The sequence below is a fragment of the Streptomyces sp. NBC_00239 genome (assembly GCF_036194065.1).
In the GTDB taxonomy this organism is placed as follows: domain Bacteria; phylum Actinomycetota; class Actinomycetes; order Streptomycetales; family Streptomycetaceae; genus Streptomyces.
Window position 1 is genome coordinate 8,204,545 of sequence record NZ_CP108095.1, and the last position, 11,961, is coordinate 8,216,505.

The following is an 11,961-nucleotide window of genomic DNA, read 5'->3' on the forward strand; positions in this document are numbered from 1 at the left end:
ATCCGCGCTATTGGAAATGAAAACGATGTCCGGTAGCTTCCTGCTCGGTTGGTGCGGACGTCTGCCGTCAGGCGGCCCGCTTCGCAGGTATGCCCCACGGTCGTGGCGGCATTTCGAGAGGAAGTCCCTTGGCGCATCTGCTGGTTGTCGAGAGCTGGGTGGGGTCGATGAGCAGGCTGCTGCCCAGGGCGATCGGAGAAGGCGGGCACGAGTTCACCTTCGTCACCCGGGACCTGCACCACTACCTGCGGGCCGCCGGGTCCGAAGGCCCGCACCCGTTGCTGGCCGCGCGCAACGTCATCACCGCGGACACGAACGACATGGACGAGCTGCTGCCCCACCTGGAACGCCTGCACGCGGTGCTCGGCTTCGACGGGGTCGTCTCCTCCTGCGACTACTACCTGCCGGCCGTGGCCCGGATCGCAGGCCGGCTGGGACTGCCCGGCCCGACCGTGGAAGCCGTCGAGGGCGCCTGCCGCAAGGACCTGACCCGCCTGGTACTGGCCGAGGCCGGGGTGCCGGGCCCCCGCTACGCACTCTGCACGGACACCGCGCAGGCCGCGGCCGCCGCCCGGGAGATCGGCTATCCCCTGGTGGTCAAGCCCGTGGACCTGTGCGCCGGCATGCTGGTCCGCGAGGTCCGCGACGAGCGCGAGCTGGAACTCGCCTGCCGGGCGCTGGCCGAGTTCCCGGTCAACGCGCGCGGCCAGGACCGTACGCCCTCCGTCCTCCTCGAAGAGCTGCTCACCGGCCCCGAGGTCAGCGTCGAGACCGTCTCCTCCGGCGGTGCCACGGGCGTGGTCGGTGTCACGGACAAGAGCATCGGCGGAGCGCCCGCTTTCATCGAGACCGGTCACATGTTCCCGGCGGGCATCGCACCGGAGGCGGAACGGGAAGCGGTCGACACGGCCGTGGCCGCGGTGAAAGCCCTCGGCTTGGACCACGTGGTCTGCCACACCGAGATCAAACTGACGCCCGAAGGCCCCAAGGTGGTCGAGGTCAACCCCCGGCCCGCCGGCAACAGGATCACCGAACTCGTCCGGCACGTGACGGGCATCGACCTGGCCGCCGCCTGCCTGGACGTCGCCCTCGGCCGCACGCCCGACCTCACGCCGCGCCCGACCGGCGTGCACAGCGCCGCCATCGCCTTCCTGCTCCCCGACACCACCGGCACCCTCACCGGCATCCAGGGCGCCGACGAGGTCCGGTCGCAGCCCGGGGTGCTGGAACTCACCCTCGCCGAGCCGGGCCGTGCCGTCCGTGCCGCGACCAGCAACAACGAGTACCTCGGCCACATCATGACGGCCGACACCCGGGGCAGCGGGGCCCGCGAGGCCGCCGAGCGGCTCATCGCGCACCTGCACCCCACGTACGAACAGTGTTCGGCCGAACCGTCGGCGGTGCCCGCATGACCGCACCCGCCCTGCACGAGCCCGCCGTACGCACCGTCGACCAGCTCATCGAGGCGGTCCGCACCGGCAGTTACGGACCCGACCCCGCCCGGGAACGCATCGCGCTCGCCTTCACCACCGCCCAGGCGGTCCGGCACGCAGGCCGCAGCAGCGGATACCGCAACGAGGTGCTCAGCCTGCGCCTCGACGCGGCCGTCGGATCCTGCGCCGTGGAGCCGGGCGCGCTGCCGGCGGCGGCACTCGACGACTGTGTCGGAGCCTCGGTGGCCGAGCTCCTCGACCACCCGACGCTTCCCGTACGGATCGCTGCGCTCGACGCATACCTGAGCCGAGTACGCCCCCACACTCCCGATCACGGCGCCCGCCCCTACCCCCTGCCGGCCGGCAGCTCCCTGCACCGGTCCAGAGCCCGCGCCCGCGCAGTGATCGACCTGCTGCCGGTGACCGGGATCCGCCGGGTGCTCGTCATCGGGGTGGTCAACTCCCTGCTGGAACAACTGCGCGAGCGCGGCACCGATTACGTGCCCTGCGACCTCAAGGGCGGCGCCACCGAGTGGGGCGAGCCGGTACGGACCGACGCCCTCGCGGAGCTGGCGCACTGCGACGCCGTCCTCGCGTCCGGCATGACCCTCGGGAACGGAACCTTCCAGCCGCTGCTCGACCACGCCGCCGCCACCGGCAAGCCCCTGGTCATGTTCGCGCAGACCGGCAGTGCGGTCCTCCCGCGCTTCGTGGGCGCCGGGGTCAGCGCCGTGTCCGCCGAGCCCTACCCCTTCTTCTGGCTCGACGGCGGCCCGGGAGTCATCCACCGCTACGGAGGCAACCGGTGACCCTCGCGCCCCCGCTGTACCGTCCGCCGGCGCACAGCACTGACGCGGAGCTGCTGACCCTGGTCGGCCGCACCCCGCTCGCACGGATCCGTACGGAACTGCCCTACGCCCACCCGGGCTTCTGGGCCAAGCTCGAATGCCTCGGCGCCGGTGGGATGAAGGCGCGGTCCGCCGTGTCCATGCTGCGCGGTGCCCGACAGCGCGGCGAACTCCGCCCGGGCGCCACCGTTGTCGAGTCCACCTCCGGAACCCTGGGGGTCGGTCTCGCCTTCGCCGGACAGGCCCTCGGACATCCGGTCGTTCTCGTCGGAGACCGCGAACTCGAACCGTCCATGAGGCAGTTGCTCCGCGCGTACGGTGCACAGCTGGAGCTGGTGGAGCGGCCCGCCCCCGAGGGCGGCTGGCAGGCGGCGCGGATCGCCCGGCTCCGCGAGGTCCTGGCCCGGATCCCGGATGCCTACTGGCCCGACCAGTACAACAACCCCGACAACGCCGCCGGATACCTCTCCATGGCCGCCGAACTCTGCGCCCAGCTCGACCACCTGGACGTCCTGGTGTGCAGCGTCGGAACCGGTGGCCACAGTGCCGGGCTCATCGGCCCACTGTGCCGCCGCTGGCCGCGCCTGAGGGTGATCGGCGTCGACTCCGTCGGCTCGGCCATCTTCGGCCAGCCCGCGCGCCCCCGCCTCATGCGCGGGCTCGGCAGCAGCATCCACCCCCGCAATGTCGCCCACCACGCCTTCGACGAAGTCCACTGGGTAGGCCCGGCCGAAGCCGTCGACGCCTGCCGCAGGCTCGCCCGTACCAGTTTCGTCAGCGGCGGCTGGAGCACCGGCGCCGTCGCCCTGGTCTCCGCCTGGGCCGCCCGGGTAGAGGCCGGCGCAGTCGTCGCGACCGTCTTCCCCGACGGCCCGCACCGCTACCTCGGCACCGTCTACGACGACGACTTCTGCCACACGCACGGCCTCGACCGGGCCGAACCGGCCGCGCGCCCCCTGGAGATCGCACACCCGCACGCCACCGAGGCAGTCGGCTGGACCCGATGCCGCACCGTCGTCGCCCCGCGCGCGGCCGCCCGGCCGCACCTGCCCGCACCGACACGGGGAGAAGACGTATGAGACTCACCTGGCACGCCACCGAGCTGGAACTGGCCGAACCGCTGCGCATCTCCCGCTCGGTGATGGCCCGTCGCGACGCGGTCTGGGTCGCGATCGAACACGGCGGCCTCACCGGCTGGGGCGAGGTCGTCAGCAGCGACTACCTCGGCCTGCCCACCCCCCGCATCGTCCGGCACCTCACCACGGCACGTCCCGCGGTCGAACGCCTTCCCGACCCCGAGACCGCGTGGCACGCGCACATGGCCGTCGCGCTGCCCGGCCTGTCGGAACTGCCGGCCGGTGTGCTCGCCGGAGTGGAGGCGGCCCTGCTGGACCTGGTCGGCAAGAGGGCCGGCCGGCCCGCCCACCAACTGCTGGGTACGCACACCGCACCGGCCGCACAGACGGCCCGAACCATCGGCATCGTCGCGCCCATACCGGCGGCAGCGCAGGCCGCGCGCCTCGCCATGAGCGGCTTCACCGTCATCAAGATCAAGGCCGGATCGCCCGATCCGGCGGAGGACCTAGCCCGGGTGGACGCCGTGCGCACCGGAGCGCCCGACGCCGGCCTGCTCCTCGACCCCAACGGAGCGTGGACCGAACGCCAGGCCCACGACCTGCTCCCGCGCTTCGCCGACCTCGGCGTCACCGCCGTGGAGCAGCCCATCGCGCCGGGCAGCCCCGACGCGCTCGCCCGCGTGGCCAAGGAGTCCCCGGTGCCCGTCATCGCCGACGAGGACGCCGTCTCCTACGAGGACGCCGTCGCCCTCGCCGGACAGGTGCACGGAGTGAACGTCAAGCTCGCCAAGTGCGGTGGGATACGCGCCGCCCTGCGCATCCACGAGGCCCTGCGCGGCAGCGGCACCGACCTCATGCTCGGCTGCCTCACCGCCAGCTCGCTGGGAATCGCTCCCGCCGTGCAGCTCGCCGACCGGGCCCGCTGGGTCGATCTCGACGGACACCTGCTGCTCGCCGACGACCCGTGGACCGGCATCGGCGGCGCGGACGGCACCGTACGGGCCGCCGACCGGGCCGGACTCGGAGTCCGGCGCACCCCTACGGCGGTCGTCAGGTGAGGATCTCCAGCGCGATGCGGGGCTTCCCCCTCGCCGTACGACTGCTCCTGGTCAACCAGCTCGGCGTCAACACCGGCTTCTACCTGCTCATCCCGTACCTCGCCACCCACCTCACCGACGACCTGGGGCTCTCGGCCGCCGTCGTCGGCATCGTCCTCGGCCTGCGCAACCTCAGCCAGCAGGGCCTGTTCCTGATCGGCGGCTCGGCCGCCGACCGGCTCGGCGCACGCCGGGTGATCATCGCGGGCTGCGCCCTGCGCACGGTGGGATTCGGGTTGTTCGCCCTCGGCGACAGCCTGCCGCTGCTGATCGCCGCGTCCATACTCAGCGGGCTGGCGGGGGCCCTCTTCAACCCCGCCGTGCGGACGTACGTCGCCCAGGAGGCCGGGGAGCGCAAGGCGGAGGCGTTCGCGCTGTTCAACGTCTTCGCCACCACCGGGGCGCTGCTCGGCCCGCTGCTCGGCACCCTGTTGCTGCTCGTGGACTTCCGGGCGGCCGCCGTCACCGCGGCCGGCGTGTTCGCCGCCCTGACCCTCGCTCAACTGCTGGTGCTGCCGGCCCGTGAGGTACCGGCCCCCGACACCGGCGTCCTCGCCGACTGGCGCGAGACCGCGGGCAACCGTCGGTTCCTGGCGTTCTCCCTCGCCATGGTCGGCATGTACGGCCTGGAGAACCAGCTGTACCTGCTGCTGCCCCGCGCGGCGACCGACGCCTCCGGCTGGGGAGGCTCGGTCGGCCTGCTGTTCCTCACCGGGACCATCGCCAACCTGCTGTTCCAGCTGCGCATCACCCGCGCACTCAAAGCCCGGGGGAGCAGGGGGCGCTGGATCGCCACCGGCCTGGGCGTCATGGGCCTCGGATTCCTGCCCCCGATGCTCGTCGCGGGCACCGCCGCCGCGCACCCACTGCGGCTCCTGCCGGTGCTCGCCGGGACCCTGCTGCTGCACCTCGGTGTGATGGTCGCCCAGCCCTTCGTGATGGAGCTGATACCGGCCTTCGGGCGCGCGACCCTGACCGGCACGTTCTACGGCCTCTTCTACGCGGCCTCCGGAGTCGCCGCGGCCGCCGGCAGCGTGGCCATCGGCTGGTCCATGGACACCGCCGGCCACACCGGCCTGACCTGGCTGCCGTACGTCTGCTGCCTCACCCTCGGCCTGACCTCCTCCGCGGCCGTGACGTACCTGAACCGAAGACGGGCCCTGCCCGCCGACCGGGCCCCGGACCTCCCGCCCCCTCGTGCCACCGCACACCCCCGAAGCGAGCCCCGATGACCAGCGGCAACCTGCTCACCGACCACCCCGCCCTCTACGAGGAACGCTTCCCCGACCCCGAACGCCTCGCCGCCCGCTGGACCGAGGACGCACTGGCCCGCCACGGAGCCGGACCCCGCGTGCTCGACGTCGGCTGCGGCACCGGGCGGGACGCCGCCTGGATCCACCACCGGGCCGGCCGCGAAGTCACCGGCATCGACACCTCGCACACCATGCTGGCCCACGCGGGCACCCACCACCCCGGCCCGGGCTACCACCTGGCCGACATGCGCGACTTCGACCTCGGCACGACCTTCGACGCGATCGTCTGCCTGGACAGCGCCCTGCTCTACTGCCACACCAACGAGGACCTCACCGCCTTCCTCGCCCGCTGCCGCGCCCACCTCACCCCCGGCGGGCTGCTCGTCGCCGAGATGCGCAACGGGGCCTTCTTCCTCGGCACCACCGAACTCCTCGACGGCCCGCGCACCCACACCTTCACCTGGCGCGGCACCACGTACACCTCCCGCACCACCCTGTGGATCGATCACGGCGCACAACTCCTGCGCCGCCGAAGGACCTGGACCGCCGACGACGGCTCCCCGCCGGACGAGCAGCACTCCGCCTGGAGGCTCCTCTTCCCCCAGGAGCTGCGGCACTTCCTCACCACCGCCGGCTTCGAGGTCCTCGCACTGCACGACGGACCCGGACCCCGCACCGAACCGCCGTGGAGCGAAGGCGAGGCCCCGCACGGGACCACGAGTTCCGACCGCCTCCATCTCGTCGCCCGGCTCACACCCCACCCCAGCAACGGAGACACCCCCGCATGAACGACGCCCGCTCCAGCCTCGCCCGCAGAGGCTTCCTCATCGCCACGGGCGCCACCGCCCTCGCCTTCACCGCCGCCTGCGGCACCGGCGCCACCACCCCGGACGCCAAGAACGCCGCAGAAGGAGCCCCCAAGCGCGGTGGCAAGCTGCGCGCCGCCTTCGCCGGTGGCGGCGCCAACGAGACCCTCGACCCGCACGCCGCCAACCTGTTCGTCGACGCCGCCCGCGCCAAGGCCCTCTTCGACAAGCTCGCCGACTTCGGCGCCGACCTCGCCGCCGTCCCCAGGCTCGCCGAGCGCTGGGAGCCCAACGACGCCCTCGACACCTGGCGCATCACCCTGCGCAAGGCCGCCTTCCACGACGGCAGGCCCGTCACCGCCGAGGACGTCCTCTACAGCTACCGCCGCATCGCGGACCCCAAGGCAACCTTCCGGGCCAAGGCATCCCTGGAGCCGATCGACCTCGACGCCAGCCGCGCCCTGGACCCGGCCACCGTCGAGTTCAAGCTCAAGCGCCCGTACGCCGAATTCCCCAACGTCCTCGCCGCATTCGGTGCGTACATCGTGCCCAGGGACGCCACCGCCTTCGACGAGCCCATCGGCTCCGGACCGTTCGGCTTCGTCTCCTTCAAGCCGGGCAGCTCCCTCGTCGTCAAGCGCAACGACACCTACTGGGAGGGCGCCCCCCACCTGGACGAGCTCGAATTCGTCGTGGCCGGCGAGGAGTCGGCCCGCGTCAGCGCTCTGCTCGGCGGCCAGGTCGAGTACGCCCACGAGCTGAACCCGGCCACCGCCCGCACCCACGAGGGCAAGGGGAAGATCGAGATCGTCCGGCTCCCGGGCAGCGCGATGCAGGGCTTCGTCATGAAGACCGACCGGCCGCCGTTCGACGATCCCCGGGTCCGCCAGGCCTTCTTCCTCATCGCCGATCGCAAGGAACTCGTCGACGGCGCCCTCTCCGGCGCCGGCGAGATCGGCAACGACCTGTACGGCAAGGGCTACCAGTACTACCCCGCCGGTCTCCCGCAGCGCACCCAGGACCTCGACAAGGCCCGTGCCCTGCTCAAGGAGGCCGGGGCCGAGGGGCTGAAGGTCACCCTCGACACCGCGCCCGCCGCCACGGGCTTCGTCGAGGCCGCCGGCATCTTCAAGGAGCAGGCCGCCAAGGCCGGAGTCACCGTCGAGATCAAGGTCGGCAACAAGGACACCTACTGGAAGGACATCCTCAACGCCGGAACCTTCGCCTCCTACCGCTCGGGCGCCATGCCCATAGAGTCCCACATCTCCCAGCGGCTGCTGACCGGCTCCACCACCAACGCCACCAAGTGGCAGCAGAAGGACTTCGACGACCTCTACCGGCAGGCCCAGTCCACCCGCGACGTCACGCAGCGCGGCGCCCTCTACGAGCGGATGCAGCGCCGGCTGCACGACGAGGGCGGCTTCCTGATCTGGGGCTTCGCCGACTGGATCATCGCCACCGCGCCCACGGTGCACGGGGTGTCGAAGCAGGCCCCCGCCAACACCCTCGACTGGGCCCGCTTCGACAAGATCTGGCTGGCGTGACACCGCCCCTTTCGTGGATCGGCCGCCGCCTGCTCCTCGGCCTGGGGCAGACGGCGGCCGTCGTCCTGTTCATCTTCGCCCTCACCGAGGCGCTGCCCGGTGACGCGGCCGTCGCGCTCGCCGGGGACCATCCCGATCCCGCCCGCATCGCCCGCATCCGCGAGACGATGGGCCTGGACCGGCCCGCCCCCGAACGCCTCGCCGACTGGGCCGCCGGCCTCCTGCACGGCGACCTCGGCACCTCCCTGATCAGCGGACGGCCCGTCACCGGATACCTGACCGCCGGACTCGGCCCCACCTTGCTGCTGGCCGCCGCCACCCTCGCCCTGCTCGTCCCGCTCTCCATCGGCCTCGGGGTTCTGGCGGCCCGCCGCGAGGGCGGCCCGCTGGACCGGACCGTCAGCGCCCTGACCCTCGCCGTGCACGCCGTACCGGAATTCGCCGTCGGGGTGCTGCTCGCCACGGTCTTCGGACTGTGGCTGGGCTGGCTGCCGCCCACCGCCGTCGGCGCAGACGTGTTCACCGAGCCCGCCGTCCTGATCCTGCCCGTCGTCGTCCTGCTGTCGCGGCCCGTGTGCACCATCAGCCGCCTCGTGCGCGCCGGGATGATCGACGCCATGGCATCGCCGTACGTGGCCCAGGCCCGCCGCTACGGAGTCTCCGGCACCCGGATCACCTGGACCCACGCCCTGCCCAACGCGCTCGCCCCCGCCACCCAGCAACTGGCCCGTACCTGCGACTGGCTCCTCAGCGGAGTGATCGTCGTGGAGGCCCTGTTCGTGATCCCGGGCCTCGGCACCGTACTCATCGAGGCCGTCGCCGCCCGTGACATCCCGGTCGTGCAGGGCATGGCCGTGGTCTTCGGGATCGTCACCGTGACGGTCAACCTCGCCGCCGACCTGGCCGCCCGCCGCTTCGCACCCCGGTCCCAGGTGGCGGCATGAAGCAGGAACCGTCGAGGTCACTCCTCGCCCTCGGACTGATCGGCCTCCCCGTCCTCCTCGCCCTGGTGGGACCCTTCGTGGCGGGCCCGGCCGGCCCCCGCTCGGTCTCCTTCGCCTCCGGCGACGGGCACTGGCTCGGCACCGACTCCAGCGGACGCGACGTGTGGCAACAGGTGCTCCTCGGCGGCCGCTCCGTCGTACTCGTGGCGATCGCGGCCACCGCCCTCGCCTACCTCGTCGCCATCCCGCTGGGCCTCACCGCAGCCCTCACCCGCCGCACCTGGCTGGAAGAAGCACTGATGCGCCCCCTGGACGTGGTCATCGCGGTGCCCTCGCTCCTGCTGGTGCTGCTCGTCGCGGCCACCCTCACCCCGGGACCCGCCGGGCTCACCGTCCTGGTCGGCCTGGCCGCCGTACCCGACGCCGCCCGCGTCGTGCACGCGGCGGCCGTCGAGATCTCCTCCCGGCCGGCCGTCGAAGCACTGCGCATGCAGGGGGAGTCGTGGTGGCGGACAGCCATCGGCTACGTGGCCCGTTCCATGCGCCGCACCCTCGCCGCCGACGCCGGGATCCGGCTCACCGGAGCCCTCTACCTGGTCGCGACCGCCGCCTTCCTCGGCGTGGGAGTACAGCCCGACGCCGCCGACTGGGCGGTCATGGTCGACCGCAACCGCACCGGCCTCTTCCTCCAGCCCTGGGCCGTGGTCGTGCCCGCCCTGCTCATCGCAGGCCTGTCGATGGGCACCAACCTGCTGTTCGACGCCGTCCTCCAACGGCGCACCATCCGGAAGGGAGCGAGGCGATGACCCTCGTCGCAGAGGTACGGGACCTGCGCGTGGAGATCGGCGGGCGGGCGATCATGGACGGTGTGAGCCTCGCCGCGCGCGAGGGAAGGATCACCGCTGTCATAGGCCCGTCCGGCAGCGGTAAGACCACCACGGGGCTTGCCTTCCTGGGCGAGTACCCGGCCGGCGCCTTCGTCGACGGCGAGGTCCGTACACCCGAGGGCCCGGTCGGCTATGTCCCCCAGCACCCGGCCTCGGTCCTGAACCCCGCCCGCCGGGTGGGCGCGCTCCTCACCGACGTCGCCGCCCGCCAGGGAGGAGACCGGATCGAACGCCGGCGCCGTGTCGAAGAGGCCTTGCGGCTCGCTCAGCTTCCGGATCCACAGGCCGTGCTGCGCCGCTTTCCCCACCAGCTCTCCGGCGGACAGCAGCAGCGGGTCGTCCTGGCCCAGGCACTGCTGCTGGGCGCGCGGGTCATCGTGGCCGACGAACCCACCACCGGCCAGGACGTCCTCACGAAACAGAGCATCGTGGCGGAGCTGGCCGCCGTCGCCGCACAAGGCGTCGCCGTCATCCTGCTCAGCCACGACCTGGACGTCGTACGGGAGCTGGCCGACGAGGTCGTGGTGATGCGGGCGGGGAAGGTCGTGGACCGCGGACCCGCGTCAACCGTCCTGGACGGTCGCGTACCGGAGAAGCCGCGCGTTGCGCGACCCCCCCGCCCCTGCGGCCCGAAGCGTCTGGAGACCCGGAACCTGACCGCACGGCACCGCACCGCGCAGGGAGCGACCGAGGTGCTGAGCGACATCGAGGTCTCGCTCGGGGCGGGGGAGTGCCTGGCGCTCGTCGGCCGTTCGGGCAGCGGCAAGACCACCCTCGGCCGCTGCCTGGCCGGGCTGCACCGCGGGTACGAGGGCACGGTCCTGCTCGACGGGATGCCGCTGCCGCGAAGTCTCCGTTCCCGCACTCGTGCCGAACTGGCCGCCGTCCAGTACGTGTTCCAGGACGCGAAGGCTGCCTTCGACGAGCACCGGCCGGTCCTGGACCAAGTCGCCCGCACCGCGGTACGGCTCCGCGGAGCCGCACCGGGGGAGGCACGCCGTACGGCCCTGAACACCCTCGGCGACTTCGGCCTCGGCGAGAGCCTCGCCGGGCGCCGCCCCGGAGAGCTCTCCGGCGGCGAACTCCAGCGAGCAGCGCTGGCCCGGGCCCTGCTGGCCGGGCCACACGTCCTCATCTGCGACGAGATCACCTCCGGCCTCGACCCGACCGCCCGGACCACGATCCTCGACGCCCTCGGCCGCCTGCGGGAAAGCGATGAACTCAGCCTGGTGTTCATCACCCACGACCCCGCCGCCGCCGGCGTCCTCGCGGACCGGATCGCGGTCCTCGACGCAGGGCGGATCGTCGAGGCCGGCCCGGCCGATCAGCTGATCGGGATGCCGCAGCACACCATCACCAAGGAACTCCTCTCCGCCTCGCTGAAGGGCTGAAGGCACTGCCGGACCACGCGCCGCGATGCCGAACGCGCCGGGCCGCCACCCTGATCATCTGGCTCCGGACATGGACGCCGGCCAGCCCTCAGCGCAGCTCGTCCTTCAGCATCCCCATGGCGTACTGGTCGTACCACACGCCCTCCCGGTGGAACACCTGACGCAGTCGGCCCTCTTCGACGAAGCCGACCTTCTGGTAGATGTGGTGAGCCGCATGGTTCTCCGTGACCACGGTGAGGGAGATCTTGTGCAGCCGCATGGTGTCGAATCCGTACCGGCACATGGTGCGCAGCGCGTCGGTGGCGTACCCGCGGCCCCAGTGATCCTTCTCGCCCAGGTAGACGTCCAGCTCGGCGCAGCCCGTCTCCGGCTCGGCACCCCGCAGCCGCACCAATCCGATCAGCGTCTCCCCGTCACGTACCTCGATCCCGTACAGCGTGTCCCCGTACGTGTTCGGTCCCCGTCCATCGAGGCGTTTGCGCACCCCCTCCAGGTGCTGGTCGTAATACGAGTCCATCCAACGCATCACGTCGGGGTCGTTGTTCCACCGCCACAACGACTCCGCGTCGGACGGTGCCAGCGCACGCAGTTGCACGAGATCTCCAGGAATCATGGAGCGCATTGCACCACGGCGTGTGTGGGCGCCTCCAGCGAATTCCGCCTACAGGCAGTGAGCCACGCA

General features: G+C 72.3%; 11 protein-coding genes. 10 read left to right on the plus strand and 1 reads right to left on the minus strand.

From position 1 onward, the window contains the following. Nucleotides 1–128: 128 nt before the first annotated feature. Genes OG764_RS36275 through OG764_RS36320 form a run of 10 tightly spaced genes read left to right on the plus strand, consistent with a single transcriptional unit; the run spans nt 129 to nt 11,279 of the window. Nucleotides 129–1,412 (plus strand): ATP-grasp domain-containing protein, encoded by a 1,284-nt coding sequence (locus OG764_RS36275; protein WP_328972591.1) that lies wholly within the window; start codon nt 129–131, stop codon nt 1,410–1,412. After that, entirely contained in the window at nt 1,409–2,242 is an 834-nt protein-coding gene (locus tag OG764_RS36280) for a Rossmann-like domain-containing protein (RefSeq protein WP_328972592.1), read from the plus strand. The genes OG764_RS36275 and OG764_RS36280 overlap by 4 nt, the downstream gene beginning before the upstream one ends. Further along, the gene (locus OG764_RS36285; RefSeq protein ID WP_328972593.1) at nt 2,239–3,360 is read left to right on the plus strand and encodes a PLP-dependent cysteine synthase family protein; all 1,122 of its coding nucleotides are present in this window, start codon (nt 2,239–2,241) and stop codon (nt 3,358–3,360) included. Before OG764_RS36280 ends, OG764_RS36285 begins: the two co-directional genes overlap by 4 nt. After that, on the plus strand, nt 3,357–4,415 hold the full coding sequence (locus tag OG764_RS36290) for a dipeptide epimerase (RefSeq protein ID WP_328972594.1): 1,059 nt from the start codon (nt 3,357–3,359) through the stop codon (nt 4,413–4,415). Before OG764_RS36285 ends, OG764_RS36290 begins: the two co-directional genes overlap by 4 nt. Then, entirely contained in the window at nt 4,412–5,686 is a 1,275-nt protein-coding gene (locus OG764_RS36295; RefSeq protein WP_443056156.1) for an MFS transporter, read from the plus strand. Before OG764_RS36290 ends, OG764_RS36295 begins: the two co-directional genes overlap by 4 nt. Continuing rightward, nucleotides 5,683–6,495 (plus strand): class I SAM-dependent methyltransferase, encoded by an 813-nt coding sequence (locus OG764_RS36300; RefSeq protein WP_328972595.1) that lies wholly within the window; start codon nt 5,683–5,685, stop codon nt 6,493–6,495. The genes OG764_RS36295 and OG764_RS36300 overlap by 4 nt, the downstream gene beginning before the upstream one ends. Beyond that, nucleotides 6,492–8,057 carry an ABC transporter substrate-binding protein gene (locus tag OG764_RS36305; protein WP_328972596.1) on the plus strand — a complete coding sequence of 522 codons (1,566 nt, stop codon included), beginning with the start codon at nt 6,492–6,494 and terminating at the stop codon, nt 8,055–8,057. Before OG764_RS36300 ends, OG764_RS36305 begins: the two co-directional genes overlap by 4 nt. Beyond that, nucleotides 8,054–9,001 carry an ABC transporter permease gene (locus OG764_RS36310; protein WP_443056157.1) on the plus strand — a complete coding sequence of 316 codons (948 nt, stop codon included), beginning with the start codon at nt 8,054–8,056 and terminating at the stop codon, nt 8,999–9,001. Before OG764_RS36305 ends, OG764_RS36310 begins: the two co-directional genes overlap by 4 nt. Further along, entirely contained in the window at nt 8,998–9,807 is an 810-nt protein-coding gene (locus OG764_RS36315) for an ABC transporter permease (protein ID WP_328972597.1), read from the plus strand. Before OG764_RS36310 ends, OG764_RS36315 begins: the two co-directional genes overlap by 4 nt. Further along, nucleotides 9,804–11,279, plus strand: a complete 1,476-nt coding sequence (locus OG764_RS36320) for an ABC transporter ATP-binding protein (RefSeq protein WP_328972598.1) — start codon at nt 9,804–9,806, stop codon at nt 11,277–11,279. Before OG764_RS36315 ends, OG764_RS36320 begins: the two co-directional genes overlap by 4 nt. Before the next feature lie 88 nt (nt 11,280–11,367). Here the strand turns inward: OG764_RS36320 and OG764_RS36325 are convergent, their stop codons facing one another. Next, nucleotides 11,368–11,892: a GNAT family N-acetyltransferase gene (locus tag OG764_RS36325; protein WP_328972599.1), complete on the minus strand. Its 525-nt coding sequence runs from the start codon at nt 11,890–11,892 to the stop codon at nt 11,368–11,370. Between the last annotated feature and the right edge of the window lie 69 nt (nt 11,893–11,961).